This window comes from Flavobacterium sp. 1 (genome assembly GCF_002797935.1).
GTDB lineage: Bacteria > Bacteroidota > Bacteroidia > Flavobacteriales > Flavobacteriaceae > Flavobacterium.
The window spans coordinates 1120418-1141339 of record NZ_PGER01000001.1; the positions used below are offsets into that span (position 1 = coordinate 1120418).

At 38.1% G+C, this 20922-nt stretch carries 11 protein-coding genes; all 11 read left to right on the forward strand.

Going from position 1 to position 20922, the window contains the following annotated elements; all coding sequences use genetic code 11:
* Positions 1-54 precede the first annotated feature (54 nt).
* The 11 genes from CLU83_RS04615 to CLU83_RS04665 all read left to right on the forward strand — a co-directional run bounded on the left by CLU83_RS04615 (position 55) and on the right by CLU83_RS04665 (position 20872).
* Positions 55-1641: a glycoside hydrolase 43 family protein gene (locus tag CLU83_RS04615; protein WP_100430527.1), complete on the forward strand. Its 1587-nt coding sequence runs from the start codon at positions 55-57 to the stop codon at positions 1639-1641.
* A gap of 62 nt (positions 1642-1703) precedes the next feature.
* Entirely contained in the window at positions 1704-3074 is a 1371-nt protein-coding gene (locus tag CLU83_RS04620; protein WP_100430528.1) for a glycoside hydrolase family 43 protein, read from the forward strand.
* A 1302-nt stretch (positions 3075-4376) separates the two neighbouring features.
* Entirely contained in the window at positions 4377-7586 is a 3210-nt protein-coding gene (locus CLU83_RS04625) for a TonB-dependent receptor (RefSeq protein ID WP_100430529.1), read from the forward strand.
* Positions 7587-7611: 25 nt separating this feature from the next.
* Positions 7612-9195 carry a RagB/SusD family nutrient uptake outer membrane protein gene (locus CLU83_RS04630; protein ID WP_100430530.1) on the forward strand — a complete coding sequence of 528 codons (1584 nt, stop codon included), beginning with the start codon at positions 7612-7614 and terminating at the stop codon, positions 9193-9195.
* A 13-nt stretch (positions 9196-9208) separates the two neighbouring features.
* The gene (locus tag CLU83_RS04635) at positions 9209-10717 is read left to right on the forward strand and encodes a glycan-binding surface protein (RefSeq protein WP_157801994.1); all 1509 of its coding nucleotides are present in this window, start codon (positions 9209-9211) and stop codon (positions 10715-10717) included.
* Positions 10718-10837: 120 nt separating this feature from the next.
* Positions 10838-12304 (forward strand): cellulase family glycosylhydrolase, encoded by a 1467-nt coding sequence (locus CLU83_RS04640; RefSeq protein ID WP_100430532.1) that lies wholly within the window; start codon positions 10838-10840, stop codon positions 12302-12304.
* 139 nt (positions 12305-12443) lie between these two features.
* Positions 12444-14492 carry an NPCBM/NEW2 domain-containing protein gene (locus tag CLU83_RS04645; RefSeq protein ID WP_232726978.1) on the forward strand — a complete coding sequence of 683 codons (2049 nt, stop codon included), beginning with the start codon at positions 12444-12446 and terminating at the stop codon, positions 14490-14492.
* A 213-nt stretch (positions 14493-14705) separates the two neighbouring features.
* Positions 14706-14924 (forward strand): hypothetical protein, encoded by a 219-nt coding sequence (locus CLU83_RS04650; RefSeq protein ID WP_100430533.1) that lies wholly within the window; start codon positions 14706-14708, stop codon positions 14922-14924.
* Between the two features lie 54 nt (positions 14925-14978).
* Positions 14979-17465, forward strand: coding sequence for a glycoside hydrolase family 2 TIM barrel-domain containing protein (locus tag CLU83_RS04655; protein WP_100430534.1), 2487 nt, complete (start codon positions 14979-14981; stop codon positions 17463-17465).
* An 84-nt stretch (positions 17466-17549) separates the two neighbouring features.
* Positions 17550-19082, forward strand: coding sequence for a glycoside hydrolase family 43 protein (locus CLU83_RS04660; RefSeq protein WP_100430535.1), 1533 nt, complete (start codon positions 17550-17552; stop codon positions 19080-19082).
* 149 nt (positions 19083-19231) lie between these two features.
* On the forward strand, positions 19232-20872 hold the full coding sequence (locus CLU83_RS04665; RefSeq protein WP_100430536.1) for an alpha-L-fucosidase: 1641 nt from the start codon (positions 19232-19234) through the stop codon (positions 20870-20872).
* Positions 20873-20922 lie beyond the last annotated feature (50 nt).

Here is a 20922-nt window from a genome sequence, read left to right on the forward strand (position 1 = left end):
CTTGTTATTTTGTTTACTGAAACCATTTATATACTATTGACTAATTTTTAAATTATGAAAAAAAATAATAAGCTTATTTTAGGCTTCTTAGTTTTGCTTGTTCAGACCTTTGGTTTGGCGCAAGCCAAAAATCCGGTAATTTTTGCTGATGTGCCTGATATGTCTATGATCAGGGTTGGTAAAAATTATTATATGAGCAGTACCACGATGCACATGAACCCAGGTGTACCCATTATGAAATCTACAGATCTTGTCAATTGGAAAATCATCAATTATGCCTATGATACTTTGGCAGATCTGCCGGCGTTAAATCTGACAGAAGGAAAAAACATCTATAGCAGGGGTTCATGGGCAAGTAGTCTGCGCTACCACAAGGGTATGTATTATGTAACCACTTTTGCACATGACATACCAGGTGAAACCTATATTTTTAAAACAAAAGATATAGAAAAAGGAAACTGGCAAAGAGTTTCTTTTAAGCCATCCCTCCATGACCATTCCTTGTTTTTTGATGATGATGGCAAGGTATATTTAATTTATAACGCGGAAAGACTAAAAATTGTTGAATTAAATGACGATTTAACAGGAATTAAACAAGGCGTTCCGGAGAGAGTACTCATCGAAAACGCCAGCGCACCAACAGGAAAAGAAGTAGGCCTTGGAGCTGAAGGATCTCAATTATTTAAAGTAAAAGGGAAATATTATCTATTTAATATTTGCGCGCCACGCGGTGAAATGCGAACTGTAATTATACATAGGGCAGATAATATCAACGGTCCCTGGGAAGGAAAAGTTGCTTTTCAGGATAGAGGAATTGCTCAGGGAGGATTGATAGACACTCCCGATGGACGTTGGTTCTCTTATCTTTTCCGAGATTATGCTGCTGTTGGCCGCGTTCCTTATCTCGTTCCTGTTAAGTGGGAAAATGGTTGGCCTGTATTAGGAGAAAATGGTAAAGCCCCAGAAATATTAGACCTGCCAGCTAGTAAAGGTTTGATTCCGAATTTGGTTGCTTCTGATGAATTCAACCGTAAAAAAGGAGAAGCAGTACTTCCTTTAGTATGGCAATGGAATCATAATCCAGATAACAAACTTTGGTCAATAAAAGAAAGAAAAGGATTCTTGCGCCTTAAAACAGGAAGAATCGACACTGATTTTTTTCAGGACAGAAACACACTTACGCAACGTACAATTGGTCCAACATGTACTGGTTCAACGTTATTAGATGTTTCCAAAATGAAGGAAGGTGATTTCGCAGGATTATGTGCCTTTCAAAAAAAATATGGACAGGTTGGAGTAAAGGTTGAAAATGGTCAAAAGTCGATAGTAATGGTAAGTGCAGGTTCAGATAAACCTGTAGAAGTACAGCAAATTCCTTTGACACAAAAGTGCGTTTATTTAAAGATTGATTGCGATTTTACCGGCATGAACGATGAAGCTAAAAACCTTTACGCTCTTAATGGGAAAGATGAAGCTAAATTTTCGTACAGCTTAGATGGAAAAGTGTGGAATCCTATTGGAAATATATTGAAAATGAAATATGACATCCCGCATTTTATGGGGTATCGTTTTGGCTTGTTTAATTATGCAACAAAAGAAACAGGCGGTTATGCTGATTTTGATTGGTTCAGAATTAAATAGTAAGATAAATTATGTATAACTATCCGACCGAACGGAGGATTTTTATTAACTAAATAACTAAAATGAAACATACCTATAAATTTATAGCGACACTTATAGCTATCATAAATTGTTCTATTGGAGAAGCACAAAATCCTATTGTGCAAACCAAATATTCGGCAGATCCTGCACCAATGGTACATAACGGGACAGTGTATCTGTATACAAGCCATGATGAAGATGATGCCAATGCTGACGGCAAGGGTTTTAAAATGCTTAATTGGTCACTTTATACATCAACCGACATGGTCAATTGGACAGACCATGGAATAGTTGCTTCCCTAAAAGATTTTAGTTGGGCAAAGCAGGATAATGGTGCCTGGGCAGTTCAGTGTATTGAACGAAATGGTAAATTTTATTTATACTGTCCAATGCATGGCGGAAATATAGGAGTTTTGGTTTCAGATAGTCCTTATGGCCCATTTAAAGACCCTATTGGCAAGAAACTTATCAATCATCATATTTGGAACGATATCGATCCTACTCCATTTATTGATGAGGATGGTCAGGCGTATTTGTTTTGGGGAAATCCCGGCTTGTATTACGTAAAACTGAATAAGGACATGACATCCTATTCGGGTGAAGTTAAACAAATCCCCAATACTATAGAATCTTTTGGTAAACGCGAAGGAGAAAAAAATGACATAAGACCTACCACCTATGAGGAAGGACCATGGCTGTATAAACGTAATAGTCTGTATTATTTATTATTTGCCGCAGGGCCAATATCGGAACATATTGGTTATTCAACCAGTAAAAGTATAACAGGACCCTGGAAATATCAAGGTGTCGTCATGCCTACACAAGGAAATTCTTTTACCAATCATCCCGGTGTAATTGATTTTAAGGGAAAGAGTTATTTTTTCTATCACAATGCAGCATTGCCCGGAGGTGGCGGTTTTACCCGTTCAGTTTGTGTAGAAGAAGCTAGGTTTAATAAAGATGGTTCGATCGTGCAAATGAACATGACAGAAGGTATTAAACAGAGTTTAAAACCATTAAATCCTTATGTGAGAACTGAAGCTGAAACCATTTCCTGGTCTGAAGGAGTGAAGTCAATGGAAGATAATGTGACTGGCAATTATATTACGGCAAAATACAATGACGCTTTTATCAAAGTAAAACAGGTGGATTTCCGCAAAGGCGCTTCGAAATTCACGGCAAGAATTGGCACAACGCACAACGGAAATGTTTCAATGGAGATACGATTAGACACTAAAGACGGAGAGTTACTTGGAACCGTAAATGTACCAATGGCGGGAGGCAATGACAAATGGGCATTGCAAACAATTGATGTTAAAAAAGTTTCAGGAATTCACGATTTGTATTTTGTTTTTAAAGGAGAAGCCAAGACCGACATACTGTATTTTGATTATTGGAAATTCTTAAAATAATTTTTACAAAAAAAAAGCAATCTGTTGTTTAAATGATCCCGCTGCCACACGAATCCTTTCGTGTGGCAGCTTTGCTTATATAATTTTCTTATTGAATAATAAAAGGAAAAAATAATATAACAAAAACTAATAGGAGAGCAATTACAAATAATTATCACAATAATATTATCGTTTTTATCAAATGATAAAATACAAGCCCAAGATTGAATCCCCGAAAAGATTTACCAAGTATTTTAGAGAAGAATTTGGTTTCTTGCCTTTTGAGTATATATAAACAGCAATGATAATAATACAATAACGCGTTGGGTATAATTGATTAGAAGCTCTTATTTTGAGTAAAATCTTTATGCTTTCAGAAATGATTGTCATCCTGAGCCCTTCGATAAAAGCTCAGGACAGGCTAAAGTCGAAGGCTTTTTACTTCGAAAGTGATTCTACTAAGATTATCCTTAGTGAAGCCAAATAGACTTAACCTGACACCTGTTTTTGAATTATGTCGAACACGTTACAACATAATTATCCTTGCAATAATTCAATAGCCAAATATATCTCCATTTATTCGAAATGCACCAAACTATTGGTAAACTCAGATATGTTTACACGTATAAATCGGTTTTGCTTCTACAGCACTTCGGTGTATTTAAATTATAATCTTCCAGCTAAAGCTTTAAGTTAACTCAAAACCTTCTTTTTAATAGTCGAACCCAGATTAAAAACAAGTATTTATCAGAAGAATACCGAAGGCCTTTTCTAAAATTATTTTAAAGCTCACTTAACAGTTTCTATTTCCATTCTGTCTTTTTTAGCAGGACTTTAATTTGTGATGTCAGCAGCTTTCATACAATTCTATTTTTCAGCAAAATTGATTTTAAAAGAACAGTAAATAAAGCAGCCTTCCGGCAGATAGAATACTCCTCCAAAACCTATCGGGTTATATTAAAAAATTCATCCAAAATGCAACCTTAATGTTAAAAAAATTAGCTTTTATATGTTGAATTTATTTCGAATTAGGGTCAATTTTAAATTATTGAAATAACAATTTTTTATGACATTAAATGTGATAATGAAATATTTATAGGTTTTTTTTTATTGTAATTCTATAATTGCAACAATTGATACAGTCTTCTGATACAAAAAGTGCCATTGTTTGATGTTCCTTTATTGTTAATTTGTTCCCAATGATACATGAAAAATGGAGTAGATAATGAAATAATACGTATGAGAATATTTCATGACAAAGGACATCTTTTTATGCAAAATTAAACCACTTAACTAATTAACTAATTAAAAACTAATTTAATTATGAATGAAAAACATGTAATTCAACGCTTTGTAAAAGCAAAAAATCTCCTTAGTAAGTATGCCTTTCTGCTAATGCTTTGTTCATTTAGCTTGGCCTCAGCTCAAAATCCTGATGAAAAAATTACAGGAACTGTATTAGAAGATTCAAATGGTCTGCCGCTTTTTGGGGTTACCGTTTCTCTTAAAGGCACTAGCCAAGTTATATCTACTGACGCTAGCGGTTCATTTTCTATTAAAGCTAAAATTGGAGAAACACTTGTTCTAAGTTATATAGGCTTTATAAAGCAGGAAATAAAGATTACTACTAAAAATCAATTAACTATTCGCTTGAAAGATGATGTAAAAGCATTAGACGAAGTAGTGGTAATTGGGTATGGTAGTGCAAAGAGAAAAGATCTTACGGGGTCAATATCTTCCATATCGGGTAATGAACTTCGTAAAACAGCACCAGTAACTTTTGATCAAGCGCTGCAAGGAAAAGTAGCAGGTGTAGTGGCGATGCAAACATCTGGACAGCCAGGAGGTGGTGTTAATATACAAATACGCGGTTTGTCTTCTTTTGGTAATAGTTCTCCATTATATGTAATTGATGGAGTTATAATTGGTCAAAGTTATGGTGGACCTAATGGTACAAATCCATTAGCTGCTATTAATCCTGCTGATATAGAGTCTCTTGATGTTTTAAAAGATGCATCAGCAACAGCTATTTATGGCTCGCAAGCTACTAATGGTGTAATTGTGGTAACTACTAAGAGGGGTAAAGAAGGCGCTCCAAAAATTTCTTATGAATTTTCAACTGGATACCAAGAGTTGATCAAGCAATATTCTACTATGAATTTAAGAGAATATGCTCAGTTTATTAATGACAGAAATACTGGTTATGGTTGGGGTTTTGATGAAAGACCGGAATTTGCCAATCCTCAGTATTTAGGTCTGGGCACAAACTGGCAAAATGAATTGTTTAGAAGAGCTCCGGTACAAAACCATGTGCTTACTTTAAGTGGCGGGAATGATAAAACGCAATATTTATTATCAGGTGCTTATTTCAATCAGGATGGTATAGCTTTGGGTTCTGAGTTTGCCAGAGCTTCGCTAAGGTTAAATTTAGACAATCAAACTACAAAGTGGTTAAAAATTGGAACTAGCTTACAGTTAACCCATATTGATGAGAATGTAAATTCAACAGGTTCAAATGTTATTGGAGCAGCATTAAGTCAAACACCAGATATTCTTGTAAAAAATCCTGATGGTAGCTATGCTGGAGAAGAAAGTAGCGAAGGATGGATTACAAAACGTGTAAACCCAGTTGCTTTTGCTCTTATTAATAAAAATCAACCTAAAAGAAATCAGGTATTTGGTAATTTTTATGCAGATATAACATTTAGCAAGAATTTGTCATTTAGAAATGAGGTATCAGGTAATTTTTCATTTAGAACAACTGATGAATATTATCCTAAATATAAGTTTGGGTTAGCTGAGAGATTAGTGAATGAAGCAAAATATGGCTATGAACAAAACTATTTCACTACTTTTAGGAGTTATCTTACTTATGCTAAGATCTTTAAAAATAAATACAACGTCAATGTGTTAGCAGGACATGAGTCACAGCTGTATCAGTATGAAAATGTTTCAGCAGGAAGGAGAAATTTCATTTCTGACAGTGTTACCAATATAGGTAGTGGTGATGTAGCAACAGCGACCAATGGTGGAACGAGAGGAGATAATGCGCAAGAATCTTATTTTGGGCGTGTGAATTTTATGTACGATGACAGATACTTGCTGACAGTTAATTTACGCTCAGATGGTTCTTCAAAATTTGCACCAGATACCCGTTGGGTGTCTACTTATTCAGGAGCACTCGCCTGGAAATTAAATAATGAGAAATTTTTAAAAGGATCAAAAATAGTCAATGAATTAAAGTTAAGGATTGGTTATGGTTTGACTAATAATCAAAATGTTAGAGACAATGCTTATTTATCAATGCTACAATCAGTTTCAACTGCATTATCAGGGAATTCGCAACTTACTGCTAGTTTAGGAAACCCTGACGTTAAATGGGAAAAAACAGAATCTAGTAATGCTGGAATTGATGCAAGACTTTTTAATTCGAAGCTTAATTTTTCAGTTGATGTATATAATCGTTTGACAGATGGATTGTTAATGCAAATCCCATTAGGGGGGTATTCTGGAACAACTACTAGTGGTTCTGCAGGAGCATTAGGTGCTCCATATATAAATATTGGATCGGTTGGAAATAGAGGTATAGACCTTCATGTGAATTCTACCAATATAACTACTAAAGATTTTTCATGGAGTACTGATTTTACGCTATCTCATAATAAAAACAAGGTATTAAAATTAAATACTGGTGGGGCTTCCTTGCCTGGATATTTTAATAATGAAGTAATTGCTCAAACAGTAGTTGGTGGATCTATAGGTGATTTTTATGGTTACCAAGTAGATGGAGGTGTATTTGCAACTGCAGATGATTTTAAAACACATGCTTTACCTACTTCAACAGATGGTGCTCCATTGCCAATTACGCCAAATTCTGGGGGAGTATGGTATGGAGATCTTAAGTTTAAAGATTTAAATGGTGATGGTGTAATTACTGAAAAAGATAGAACCTATTTAGGCTCTCCTATTCCAGTTGTTCAACTAGGTCTTGGTAATAACTTTACTTATAAAGGTTTTGACCTGAATATTTTCTTTAGTGCTAATGTTGGTAATAAAGTAATAAATGCAATGAGAATTAATGGAGAGGATCCTTCAACTAACTATGGTTTCTTAACATCATTAAAAGATCATGCAGTTTTGGCTTTAATAGATCCAAATAAACCAGCTACAGAAGTAGACGAGGCAGGCATTCCTATAAACGTATATGTTACCAACCCAAACACTACAGTTGTTGGACTTAAAAATAATAATAGTAATTTGAATCATCGTTTCTCTGACAAATATGTTGAAGATGGATCTTTTATCAGATGTAAAAATATTACTCTAGGATATAGATTTCCCGAAAAGTTGATTCAAAAAATACATTTGAGCTCTTTCCGTGTGTATGCTAATGTTAGCAATGCCTTTCTTATTACAAAATACAAAGGGATGGATCCAGAAGTGGGTTCATGGAATCCATTACAGGCTGGAATTGATTACGGTTATTATCCACAATCCCGAACATTAACTTTAGGACTTAACTTGGGACTTTAATTTTAAATAAATAAACTAACGTATTATGAAATATATAAATTTAAAAATGATTTGTGTTTTGTTTGCTGTGTTTTTTGCAGTAAGCTGTCAGGATGATTTTCTCGACCGACCTTCTCAGTCAGAGACAAGCACTGAAAATTTTTATAACACAAAAGAAGAACTTAGGTTAGCTACAGCGGCACTTTATGGTAGTAAAACATGGGCGCAATGGAATAACCTCGCATACCTTCCATTAGGGGATATATTAAGTGGAAACCTGATCCTGCCGTATCAAGGTATAGATCTTGTACAACTTAATACTTTTACGCTTTCAGGAGCTAACGGACGTTTAACAACTGGCTGGAATGCGCTATATATTATAGTGGCTCAATGTAATACCACAATTAAGGCTATTGAAAGAGCGCCTGCAACAATTTCTGAAGCAGATAAAAACGCTGCAATAGCCGAAGCAAGATTTATTCGAGCCATGGCATACTATCATCTTGTTATGTTATGGGGAGAAGTGCCTATCATTGAAGATAATTTGAAGTTAATAGAAACTCCTTTAGTAAACAAAAATAAAGTAGCAGATGGGTATCGATTTATTACTGAAGATTTAACTTTTGCTGTCAAAAATCTTCCTACAACTGATGTGAAAGGCAGGGTAACTAGCTGGTCAGCAAAGGGAATGTTAAGTAAAGTGTACTTAACTATGGCAGGACTAGGTCAAACAGGTGGTAGTACACGTAATCAGGAATATTTGGATTTGGCAAAAAAATATGCAAAAGATGTAATTGAAAACAGCGGCTTAACTTTACTTCCGAGTTATAAAGATCTTTTTAGAACGCAATTCAATGATAATCCAGAATCATTATTTGCACTGCAATGGTCTGCGACTACAGGATGGATGGAAGGAAATCTATTGTTGACATATTCGCCAAGCAATGAAATTAACCCTCAAAAAACGAATGCTTGGGGAGCTCCATCACCTAGTTATGATTTGTATTTATCATATACTAGGCAGGATTCCATAAGACGTAAAGTGACTATTATGCTCACTGGAGACCATTATGCCGAGTTAAATGCTGCTGGTGGTGGCTATACTGCTACTGGACCATGGATGAAAAAACATATTATAGGTAATGAAGCAGACAACAATGTACCTGCAATGTCAGCTATAGGTTCTATAGAGCATAATGCATTATTGAGATTAGCAGATGTTTATTTAATATATGCAGAGGCTGTCTTAGGTAATAATGCCTCTACAAGTAATGCTGATGCGTTATTGTATTTTAATAAGGTAAGAGAGCGTGCAGGGGTAGATCCGGTAACAGTACTTAATACAGATGTAATTTTAAATGAAAGAAGGGTTGAATTTGCTTGTGAAGGACAATATTGGTATGATTTGGTAAGACTTTCTTATTATAATCCTATAAAAGCCATTGATCTTCTTAATAATCAAAAAAGAGTAGTATTTGACTATAATAAAGATACTGAAATAGCTACACCTAAAGATCCTATAGCTATTATTAATCCTGCAACTGTTGCCACTTTTACTTTACAATTGCCTGCAACAGAAATAATTGCTAATCCAAAATTGAATCAACCTTCAGTTCCTTATTATGAATAATAAATATATAAATATGAAAAAATTATTAAATAACCGTATTAGTCATTTGCTGTTTTTAAGCATGATGTTGATTGTTACAATGTTAACTTCTTGTAATAACGATGATGATTTAAATGGTGCTCCTGTTATTACAACAGTAAGGAATTATGCAGCCGCTCCTAATGATACATTAGTGACAAAAATTGTCCCTGGGCAATGGATTGTAATCCATGGAAAGAATCTAAAACAAGCCATTAAGATAAGTTTTAATGGCAGTTCTGCTGAGTTCGATGGTGGATTGTTTTCAGACGACACAGCTGTTTTACAAGTTCCATGGTCTTTGCCTTTTAATAACATTGATCCTGATGTTGTTAATACTATACAATATGTTACCAATACCGGAACAACTACTTTTAAATTTGATGTAATTCCACCGCCAGCTACCATCACAGGCAATTCGATGACTGCTGCTACTAAGGTTGGTGATTCAATTTATATTTACGGTACCAATTTATATTTGATTAAAAAATTGACTTTAGCCGATATGGATGTTTCTTCATTTAAAACAGCAGATGACGGTAGTTCTGTAGGATTTGTACTTCCGGTAATTAATAAGCCAATGCCTTGGGCAGGAGTGCTTGTTGCTGCATCTGGTACCTATGAATTTGATGTTTTAATCGTTCCGGAAATTTATGCTGTTTCTAATGCAAATCCTTCGCAAGGTGATTTGGTACGGGTGTATGGTAAAAATTTGAATGGTATTTCAAGTTTTAGTTTTGGAAGTAAGGCTATTACAGCTTTTACCGAAGATCCGGATGGTTCTTATGTAGAGTTTACAGCTCCTGATATGTGGAGCTACACTAATGGAAAAGTGACTATTGTTAATAGTTATGGAACGGTTTCTACTCCTTATGATATAAATACTCAAAATAACAAATGGTTAGGTCTTTTAGCAAATTTTGAATGGGGTGATTATTTTGGTTATGCATGGTGGGGAGATATTTCTTTAGCTTTTGGCCCCGTAGCCGATTTTAATGGTTCGATGGGAACAAATAATTCTATGTACGTGTATTTTAATACTCCTGTTTTAGATGGCGGTGCCAGTAAGTACGCCCCATTAGGTAATTCTAATACTGGTAATAAATGGATACCTGTGGAGAATATTTCAGATCCTGTTGAAAACTGGGGGCTTCAATTTGAAATAAGTGTGGCTCACCCATGGGATGGTGGTACTCTTTATATTAGAACTGAATTTGCAGGCGATAATTTTGTAGCGCGTTATGAGCCTTGGAAAATCCCTGGTTCTAATAAGACTCTTGCTTATAAAACGAATGGTTGGCAAACTGTAACTATTCCTTTATCTGAATTCAGATCAAAAGTTGTCACATTAGGAGATGGTGAATCAGCTTCTCGTTTAAACCAATTATTAGGGTCTACTGGTGCGAGTAGTTATAATATGACACTTAAAAATTTCGCTTCTTTTAAAACAACAACAGGTTTTTATGCCGCTATTGACAATATTAGGGTTGTGAAAATTAAATAACAAAAATCTTTTAATTTAATAATAGATTAATAGTTTGAGTAAAGACCTGCAGATATTTCATGAAAGTTAAATTTTCTGCAGGTCTTAAATAAAAATTTACTAATTATAAAAAAACAAAAAATGAAAGTAAAACATTTTTATAAAATTGTACTACTGCTGATCGTTACCGGATTTTCGGTCTCTTGTTCCAATAATGAGGATGAAGCTCCAGAATTATCGGTTTCAGAGAAAACTGTTTCTTTTGAAGCCGAAGGAGGTACATCTGGAGAAATTACCATTAAAGCAAACAGTAAATGGAGTATTAGCAATTCAGCATCCTGGTTGCAATTAACAGAAACAAGCGGCAATGGTGAGGCTGCTGTAATGACTTTAACAGCCTTAAGTAATGGAACTAAATTATCTCGTTCTGTTATACTAACTGTTGAGGCAGATAATGGTCAGGCTCGAAGAATTACGGTTAAACAATTAGGTAGTTTATACCCATCATACAATTTATCGCCTAAAGCTCCTGACGAAACAGGAATGAGCAGTACAGCGATGCAATTGTCGGGAAAAATGCTTATGGGAATAAATATTGGCAATACCATGGAATCACCAAACGAAGCTGAGTGGGTGAATAGTAAAATTACCGAATCGTATGTAAAATTTTTAAAACAAAAAGGTTTCAATGCCGTACGGCTTCCAACTGGCTGGGTTTGGACTCATTTAAGTGATCCGGATAATGCTAAAATTGACCCAGTATGGCTTAACCGAGTGAAAGAAGTAGTTGGATGGTGTGTGGCTAATGATATGTATGTGGTACTGAATACTCACGGGGATGCTGGCTGGCTTGAAAATAATGTCAATGCGGCAAATCAAGAGCGTATTAATGCGAAGCTAAAGGCGGTTTGGGAGCAGATTGCTACAACCATGCGTGATTTTGATGAGCACCTTATTTTTGCCGGTACGAATGAACCTGCGGTTGAGAGTGCTGAGCAGATGGCCATACTTAATGGTTATCACGAAACATTCATCAAGGCGGTTCGCGCTACCGGAGGCAAGAACAGTTACAGGGTGCTGGTTGTTCAGGGGCCTAGCACTGACCCTAATAAAACTTATACTTTAATGAATACAATGCCAACAGACAAGATTCCTAACAAGTTGATGGTAGAGGTACATGACTACACGCCTTCTACATTTACAATATTAACGGATGGAGATGCAAGTTGGGGCAACATGGTTTACTACTGGGGGGCTGGGAATCATTCTACTATTGAGCCGGAACGCAACGCCACCGGTGTTGAAGAGGGTGCGATCGATGCTGAATTCCAAAAGATAAAAGAGAAGTTTGTTAATAAAGGTATCCCTGTGATACTGGGTGAATATGCAGCCTGGAGGAGGAATGCCATTAACAACGCGAATTATCTTCCTAAGGATTTGACTAAGCACAACCAGTCTGTGGATTACTGGACAACTTATGTGACCAAGCAGGCTAAAGCGAATGGTATTGTGCCATTCTATTGGGAGATAGGTTTTATGTTAGACAGAAAGAATAATGTGGTAAAGGACCAACCTATGTATGATGCAATTGTTGCAGGATATAAGTAAAAAGTAAGACGCTATAACTAAATAGAAATACAGTTTTGCAGGGTATCATGTATTGGTACCATTAAGCAAGGACTGAATTTAAAAAATCTGTGACTCTTAGGAGTCACAGATTTACTTATAAAGAATTCTCAACGAAACAATGGGTTTAAAATTTATTGATTCTGAAAAAAAACAAAAAATGATACTTAAACATTTTTATAAAATTATTTTACTGCTGATCGTTAGCGGTACTCTTTCCGCACAAACTGTTTGGTTAGATGAACTGGATCTCAGCCCAACTACACAGGGATGGGGCATACCTAAAAAAAACAAGACTGTTGATGGCAACATCATGACCATCGCAGGCAAAACCTTTGAGCGTGGCTTCGGCACACACGCAGAAAGCTCTCTTTTTATTCAGCTCGATGGTAAGGCAAATTCGTTTACCGCGCAGGTTGGCATTGATGATGAAGTGAAACAACATCAGCCCGCCGTTGAGTTTATTGTATACGGCGATGGAGCGAAGCTTTGGTCGAGCGGTGTAATGCATGCAGGCGATACTGCCCAGCTATGTAATGTGAAACTTTCTGGTGTGAAAAAACTTGAGCTGCGGGTAACAGAGATAGGACACAACAATCATGTCGAATGGGCAGATGCAAAATTTGAGGCGGTCGGCGTATCAACTTTTGCTACTTTTTATCCTGTCCCGAGTGAGCCCTACATTCTTACCCCTAAGCCATCGGCAAAACCGAAGATCAATAGCGCAAGCGTTTTCGGTGTCCGCCCGGGCTCGCCGTTTCAGTTCAGGATACCTGCCACTGGAGACCGGCCAATGACCTTTCTGGTTACCGGCTTGCCTCAGGGACTAAAGCTGGATCAAAAAACAGGACTTATCAGCGGTAAGCTTGAAAAAGCCGGTACTTACGTTGTTCAATTGAAGGCAAGGAATGCGAAAGGCATAGCCGAAAAAAGTTTACGCATTATCTGTGGTGATAAAATTGCACTTACCCCGCCAATGGGTTGGAATAGCTGGAATTGTTTCGCTCATGAAGTTTCTGCTGAAAAAGTTAAGCGGGCTGCGGAAGTAATGGTGAAAAGCGGACTTATAAATTACGGATGGAATTATGTAAATATTGACGACTATTGGCAAAATAACCGCGATTCGACAGATCCTTCCCTGCAAGGTAAGCTGCGGGACGAGGCTGGTAATATAGTTCCTAATAAAAAGTTTGGAGATATGAAAGCGCTGACAGACTATGTGCATGGCCTGGGTTTGAAGATCGGCATCTATTCCAGTCCCGGTCCATGGACTTGTGGTGGCTGTGCCGGCAGTTATGGTCATGAGAGGCAAGATGCCGAAACTTATGCCAAATGGGGCTTTGATTACCTGAAATACGATTGGTGCAGCTATGGAGGAGCGCTAAATGGAATACCTGATAACGACCCAAACAAAGTAGTCTCCATATCTTACAATGGAGGTTATCAATTGGCTACCGCCGTCAAACCATACAAATTAATGGGAGAGTATATCCGTCAGCAACCCCGCGACATTGTTTTCAGCTTGTGTCAGTACGGAATGTCGGATGTTTGGAAATGGGGCGATTCGGTAGGCGGAAATACCTGGCGTACAACGAATGATATAACGGACAACTGGTCCAACGTTAAAAGCATTGCATTAGCTCAGGATCAGTCTGCAGCCTGGGCCAAACCCGGTAACTGGAACGATGCGGACATGCTGGTTGTAGGAACAGTAGGCTGGGGCAGCCTGCATCCGAGCATGCTTAAACCGGATGAGCAGTATCTTCACGTCAGCCTTTGGAGCCTTTTCTCTGCGCCTCTGCTGATTGGTTGCGATATGGAAAAGCTGGATGCTTTTACCCTGAATTTATTGACAAACAATGAAGTGATTGCCGTTAATCAGGATGCTCTTGGCAAACAGGCTACCTGTATTCAGATCATTGGAGATCTGCGCATTTATGCAAAAGAATTGGAGGATGGCAGTCGTGCAGTAGGCTTTTGCAATTTTGGTCTGGAGAAAGTGGATATCTCTTACAAGGATCTGAATAAGCTTGGTATTTCAGGAAAGCAAAAGGTGCGTGATCTTTGGCGTCAGAAAGATATTGCAATAATCCATGCGGACCAAGAGGCTCTTTCGGTGAAGGTTCCGATGCATGGAGTGGCTCTGTACAAATTTACGCCGGTTAAATAGTCCACCGTGCTTTTTGTGGAGCAAAAATTTGATGCATTATAAAAGAAAAATTATAAAAGATAAATACATGAACTTAAATTTTTGAATCTATTATTTGTGCTTAGTTACTGCTTTTAGAGGCTGGAATGTGGAAGCGGGTGAATTTGTTTTACACATAGGGAATTCATCAAAACATACCGGAAAAAATAAAAATATCAGTTCAATAAATTATATATGGAAAATAAATCAAAATTTTTACCAATAATATTTTTACCAGCAATTACAACTGGTATTTTAATTACTTTATTTCTATCCGGAAAAATAATTGATATTCCCCTGGGAACAGCAAAGGGAGGTATAATTGGCGGGGTTGGTGTTTTAGTAATTATGATATCAGTAGTCGCCTTTTATTATTTGATATTTCGGCTTTTGGGATATAAAAAAAGAAAGTAACACAAATACAGATGAAAACTTAGTACGAGATTTTCGTATGATACACAGACACACATGAAAAATTTTTTGTTATTCGCTATCCTGCTTTCTTCTGTTTCAGGACAACTAATTGCTCAGGCTTCAAAGCAGAATCAAATTTCAAAACAGAATAGGTCTTCCATCCGGGAACGGATCATAACAGGGCAGAAAATTAATAAGACCAGTATTCCTTTCGATTTTGACTGGAGGTTTGCGCTAAACGACCATCCCGGCGCTGAACGGCCTGAATTTAATGATTCCAAATGGCGCTTATTGGATGTTCCTCACGATTTCAGTATTGAACATCCTTTCGATTCTTCCAACACTACCGGATCCGGAGGTGGCTATACTTATAGTGGCATTGGCTGGTACAGGAAACACTTCAAAACAGGAAAGGATTTTTTTAATAAGAAGGTTGTGGTTTTGTTCGACGGTGTTTATCGCAACAGCGAAGTATGGATTAACGGGCATTACCTGGGCATTCGCCCCTATGGTTATTCTTCTTTTTATTACGACCTCACGCAATATCTGAATCCGGTGGGCAACGAAAATGTTATTGCTGTAAAGGTTAATACTACCGAGCAACCCAATTCGAGATGGTACACGGGTTCGGGAATTTACCGGCATGTATGGCTGGTTGCAAAAAACAAACTGCATATTGATCAATGGGGTGTTTTTGCCCGTACAGTTGAAGCAAGCAATGACAACGCCAGCGTTGATATTTCTGTAGAATTGAACAACGAAAAAAATGTTGGTGAGTCCTGTACGGTAATTACAAAATTGATTGATGCAGCAGGCAAGGAAGCAGGGAGAGCCGAATCGAAAGTGGATGCCAGACCTGGCCCGGCAATGAAAATCGAACAAAATATTAGGGTTAGCAAACCTAATCTATGGTCTATTGAAAAACCCAACTTATACAGGTTGCTGATAGAAGTGAGATCAGGCGGAAAGGTGGTTGATAAGTATGTTTCGCCTTTTGGCATAAGAACATCTAGTTTCGATCCCAACAAAGGTTTTTTCTTAAACGGAAAACATGTAAAACTGAAAGGGGTAAACAACCATCACGATAACGGACCATTGGGTGCCGCAGTTTTTGATGGTGCGGATAAACGCCGGTTGAAAATTTTAAAAACTATGGGTTGCAATGCAATCAGGATGAGCCATAACCCTCCATCACCGGAATTGCTCGACTATGCAGACAGCCTGGGTTTTGTAGTGATTGATGAAATATTTGACGAATGGATGGATGGAAAAAACCCGGCTGGATATGCTCCTCATTTTATGAAATGGTACGAAAGGGATGTTGAAAATTGGATAAGGCGTGACCGAAACCACCCTTCTGTTATCGCCTGGAGTATTGGCAACGAAGTAAGAGAACAGTATAACAAAGAAAGCGCATTGAAAATAACCAAAATGCTGACAGATGCTTCGGGTAAATACGACAATACCCGTCCCTTTACGGCAGCATGTAACGAAATCCTCAATGTCAATTCGTTTGGAATGGGTGATTTGCTGGACATAGTTGGTTATAACTATCAGGAGGCTTATTATAAAACCGATCATGAAAAATATCCTAATCGGGTAATCTTCGGGTCTGAAACAGTCATCTATCCATACCATCCAGGCACTTGCAATCAATTGCGCTCCTATGATCAATGGCTGGATGGCCAGTTGAAAGATTATGTAGCAGGTGAATTTCTTTGGACGGGATTTGATTATATCGGTGAAGCAGGTATTGGAGATGTGGGTATCGGTTGTGATTTCTGGAAAACCTGGCCAAGCTGGCCATGGCGTGGAGCCTCTTGCGGTGTGATTGATATGTGCGGTTTTCCCAAACCGGCGTATTGGTTTAGGAAGGCGCTTTGGAATAATGAACCCATGGTACATATTGCCGTGCAAACCGATACATCTGCAAGGAATAAGGAAGTGTGCTCTTTTTGGAACTGGCCAAAGGTAGAAACGCATTGGAACCATAATAAGATAGGCGATACACTGGCGGTGCATGTGTACACCAATGTACCTGAAGTAGAACTGAAATTGAATGGAAAGTCATTGGGAACCCGCAAATGGGATTTGAAAAATGAAGCTTTTCTTTTTTGGGAAGTGCCTTATGAACCTGGTAAACTGGAAGCCATAGGAAAAACAGCAGATGGGAAAACTGTCTCCTTTGCTGTTCAAACAGCAGGTGAACCGGCTAAAATAAAGCTATCCTCGGATAAGAAAGTGTTGAAGGCAAACCGGCAGGACTTAAGTTATGTTTCTGTGCAAATTGTTGATGCAAATGGCATACCTGTACCTTTTGCCAGCAACATGATCAGTTTTGAAGTGACCGGTGCAGGCAAACTGGTGGGAGTAGGCAACGGCAATCAGCAAAGTCATACATATTTAAAAGGAAACCAGATGGAAGCCTGGCAGGGAAAATGTCTTGCCATTATACAGTCAACAAACAAGAAGGGAGAAATAAAAGTTACCGCCAAAAGCGGATCGTTGCCTGTAGTAACAGCTACATTGAAAGCGGAATAAATTCAAACCCGATAAATAAACAGTAACGGAATTGTTGTTGTCTGAAAAATTAATCGAAGACAAAGACATTGATAAAAAAAAAGCATGTTTAGAAAAAAAGTATTATTAAGTACAGTCATTGTTATCGCTTTTCTGGGAGGCAGAGAATTCGCAGAAGCTCAGACTAACGCAGTTAAACCGATAGAGGTTAAAGAAAATCTGGAAGAAAAATTCGCAAATGTTTCGCCGAAACTTACCTCCAGTGATGCAAATCCTTTATTAGATTTTATGTTTACAGCCGATCCAACAGCGGTAGAATACAATGGAAGAATTTATGTGTATGCCACGAATGATCATCAACAGTATGAAAAGGTAGGAAAGGAAGGAAAAAATTCATACGAGCATATCCATACACTGGTTATGATGTCTACCGATGATATGGTCAACTGGACGTATCATGGCCTCATAAATACAGCAAAGCTGGCACCATGGAGCCAGAATTCCTGGGCACCTTCCATTACATCCAGACTGGAGGCAGACGGTAAGACGCACTTCTATTTGTATTATTCCAATAGCGGTGTTGGCTCAGCCGTGCTTACCTCCACTTCTCCCGTTGGTCCGTGGAGCGACCCATTAGGAAAGAACATAGTCGACCGTTCTGTTCCCGGAGTGGATTGCGATGCTCCATTCGATCCCGGAGTTGTGATTGACGGCCAGGGTACAGGCTGGCTGGCTTTTGGAGGGGGAACGCCTAAAACAGATTATATGCCAGGTATTTCCCATATCGTCAAGTTAGGAACAGATATGATCAGTTTGGCGAGCAATGTTGCCAAGATTCCCGCTCCTTATTTTTTTGAGGCCAGCGACCTTAACTTTATTAATGGAACCTGGGTTTACACTTATAATACGAATTGGAAAGACCGTACCGAATGGCCTTATAGCAATATTGATAAACCAACCAAATGCAACATGTCTTATATGACGAGTAAAACACCCCTAAATCCGGATAGTTGGAAGTATCGCGATAATTACTTTAAGAATACAGGCGACGTTAACGTGGGACCTTTGACAAACAATCACACTCACCTGTTCAAGTTTAAAGAGAAATATTATATTGCTTACCATGCCATGTATTTACAGGATTATTTCGGCACTAAGGGTGGTTTTCGTAATGTGGGTATCGAAGAAATGCAGGTGGATGAAGAGAATGTCAATATCCCCATGGGCAAAGCAACTTTCAAAGGCCCGTCACAACTTAACCCATTAAATCCATTCGTTCTTCAGCAGGCAGAAACCACTGCAGGCACTTCGGGGCAAGTTCAGTTCGAAGCTGTTGGTAATGTGGGTAATATGGTTGCCAAAGGAAAAGCAGACAAACAATGTCTCATGATCCGAGGAGCCGATTTCAGCAAACAGATTCCTGCCAAATTCGAAGCCAGGGTGAAAGGAAAAGGTAAAATTGATGTGTATGTAAATAACCTTAAAGATACTCCTCTTGTTTCCCTTATATGTGATGGAAAGGAATGGACTACATTCTCAAAGGAAATAGGACAGAAAATGGATAAAGGAGTAGGGAATATCTATTTTGTATTTAATGGAGAGGGTTTTTTGTTTGATGAATGGAAATTCATTTATTAATTCCGTTGAATATTAATTAGATTATAAGGAATTCTCACTGAAACAATGACCTTTATAAACTAAGTAAACAAGTTTTTCATATATACCAAATAAAATAAACAGAGGTAGGTATCAATGTCAATGTAGCTACATCTCTTAATCATTAAAAAATGAACTTAAAAATTTCAATAAAAAGTGGTTTGTCTATAGTGTCATGTATGCTATTTTCATCTTTTCTGCTGGCGCAGGAAAAATATGCTTCGCCGATAAGGGAAGGTAATGAACCGGTTGCTGCCGGAAAGTTTGCACCAACCTGGCAATCGCTAGAGCAATATAAAACTCCCGAATGGTTTCGAAATGCCAAATTTGGAATTTGGGCGCATTGGGGTCCGCAATGTCAGGCAGAGCAGGGAGACTGGTATGCACGTGGTTTGTATGAAGAAGGTTCTGACTATTACAAATGGCATGTCGCTCATTACGGTCATCCCTCCAAAGCAGGCTTTAAGGAAGTAATCCATGATTGGAAAGCCCAGAATTGGGATCCTGAAAAATTGGTGAAATTATATAAACGTGCGGGTGCCCAGTATTTCTTTGCGATGGCCAATCACCACGACAATCTGGATTTATGGGATAGTAAGTATCAGGAATGGAATTCCGTACGTGTTGGCCCCCAAAAAGATATTGTAGCGGGCTGGGCCAGGGCGGCGAAAAAATATGGACTTCCGTTCGGATTGAGTGTTCATGCTTCTCGTCCCTGGACTTGGTATGAATTTGCTCAGGGAGCCGATAAAAAAGGAGAATTGACAGGAGTTCCTTATGATGGAAAACTCACAAAAGCTGAAGGTAAGGGAACTTGGTGGGAAGGGCTTGACCCGCAGGAACTTTACGCCCAGAATCATGAACGTAGTAAGAGCGGAGACTTTAATAAACAATGGAGTTGGGGAGATGGTGCATCAGTACCCTCACAAGCATACTGCGACAAATTTTATAATCGCACTATCGATCTCATCAATAAATTTAACCCCGATTTACTATATTTTGATGATACCGCATTGCCGCTTTATCCTATAAGCGATGCAGGCTTAAAAATAGCAGCCCACTACTACAACCATAATATGGCAAGCCACAAAGGCAAGCTCGAAGCTGTTATGTTTGGTAAAATACTGACCGAAGACCAGAAAAAATGTATGGTGTGGGATGTGGAGCGTGGTGCACCTGATAAGATACAACCCGATGCCTGGCAAACCTGCACCTGTATTGGAAGCTGGCATTACAGCAGGTCGCTTTATGAAAACGGTTGGTATAAATCGGCAACATCAGTGATACATATGCTGGTTGATATTATTAGCAAAAATGGTAACTTATTGCTTAATATTCCCGTTCGGGGAGATGGTACTATTGATGACAAGGAAGTGGCAGTCCTTGAAAATATCGCCGCCTGGATGGATATAAACAAAGAGAGCATCTTCGATACCCGCCCCTGGAAACTGTACGGTGAAGGGCCTACCGCTGATGTATCGAACCCTATTAATGGTCAGGGATTTAATGAAGGAAAGATACAATACTCAGCAAAAGATATTCGCTACAATCAGAAAGGAAATGTGCTGTATGCTACTGCATTAGGAGTCCCTGAAGATAAGATATGTTTGAAGTCCCTTGGCAAGAAGAAAGATAATGCCGCAATCAGGAGTGTCAAAGTGCTTGGCAGTAAGGAAAAGTTATCATGGAAACAATATCCGGATTCGCTGGTGATCCAAAAACCTAAGATTATCCCCAATAATATTGCAGTAGTTTTTAAGATACAAAAGTAGTTTTTGGAAGGGAAGAAGAAAGTATTGTAATGCCTGAACTGTTTGTTAAT

What these genes read in the sequence shown, in the direction of transcription:
- CLU83_RS04650 (WP_100430533.1), top strand. Translation starts at nt 14,706, where the DNA reads ATGGAAAATAAATCAAAATTTTTACCAATAATATTTTTACCAGCAATT.
- CLU83_RS04635 (WP_157801994.1), top strand. Translation starts at nt 9,209, where the DNA reads ATGAAAAAATTATTAAATAACCGTATTAGTCATTTGCTGTTTTTAAGC.
- CLU83_RS04640 (WP_100430532.1), top strand. Translation starts at nt 10,838, where the DNA reads ATGAAAGTAAAACATTTTTATAAAATTGTACTACTGCTGATCGTTACC.
- CLU83_RS04630 (WP_100430530.1), top strand. Translation starts at nt 7,612, where the DNA reads ATGAAATATATAAATTTAAAAATGATTTGTGTTTTGTTTGCTGTGTTT.
- CLU83_RS04645 (WP_232726978.1), top strand. Translation starts at nt 12,444, where the DNA reads ATGGGTTTAAAATTTATTGATTCTGAAAAAAAACAAAAAATGATACTT.
- CLU83_RS04660 (WP_100430535.1), top strand. Translation starts at nt 17,550, where the DNA reads ATGTTTAGAAAAAAAGTATTATTAAGTACAGTCATTGTTATCGCTTTT.
- CLU83_RS04620 (WP_100430528.1), top strand. Translation starts at nt 1,704, where the DNA reads ATGAAACATACCTATAAATTTATAGCGACACTTATAGCTATCATAAAT.
- CLU83_RS04655 (WP_100430534.1), top strand. Translation starts at nt 14,979, where the DNA reads ATGAAAAATTTTTTGTTATTCGCTATCCTGCTTTCTTCTGTTTCAGGA.
- CLU83_RS04615 (WP_100430527.1), top strand. Translation starts at nt 55, where the DNA reads ATGAAAAAAAATAATAAGCTTATTTTAGGCTTCTTAGTTTTGCTTGTT.
- CLU83_RS04665 (WP_100430536.1), top strand. Translation starts at nt 19,232, where the DNA reads ATGAACTTAAAAATTTCAATAAAAAGTGGTTTGTCTATAGTGTCATGT.
- CLU83_RS04625 (WP_100430529.1), top strand. Translation starts at nt 4,377, where the DNA reads ATGAATGAAAAACATGTAATTCAACGCTTTGTAAAAGCAAAAAATCTC.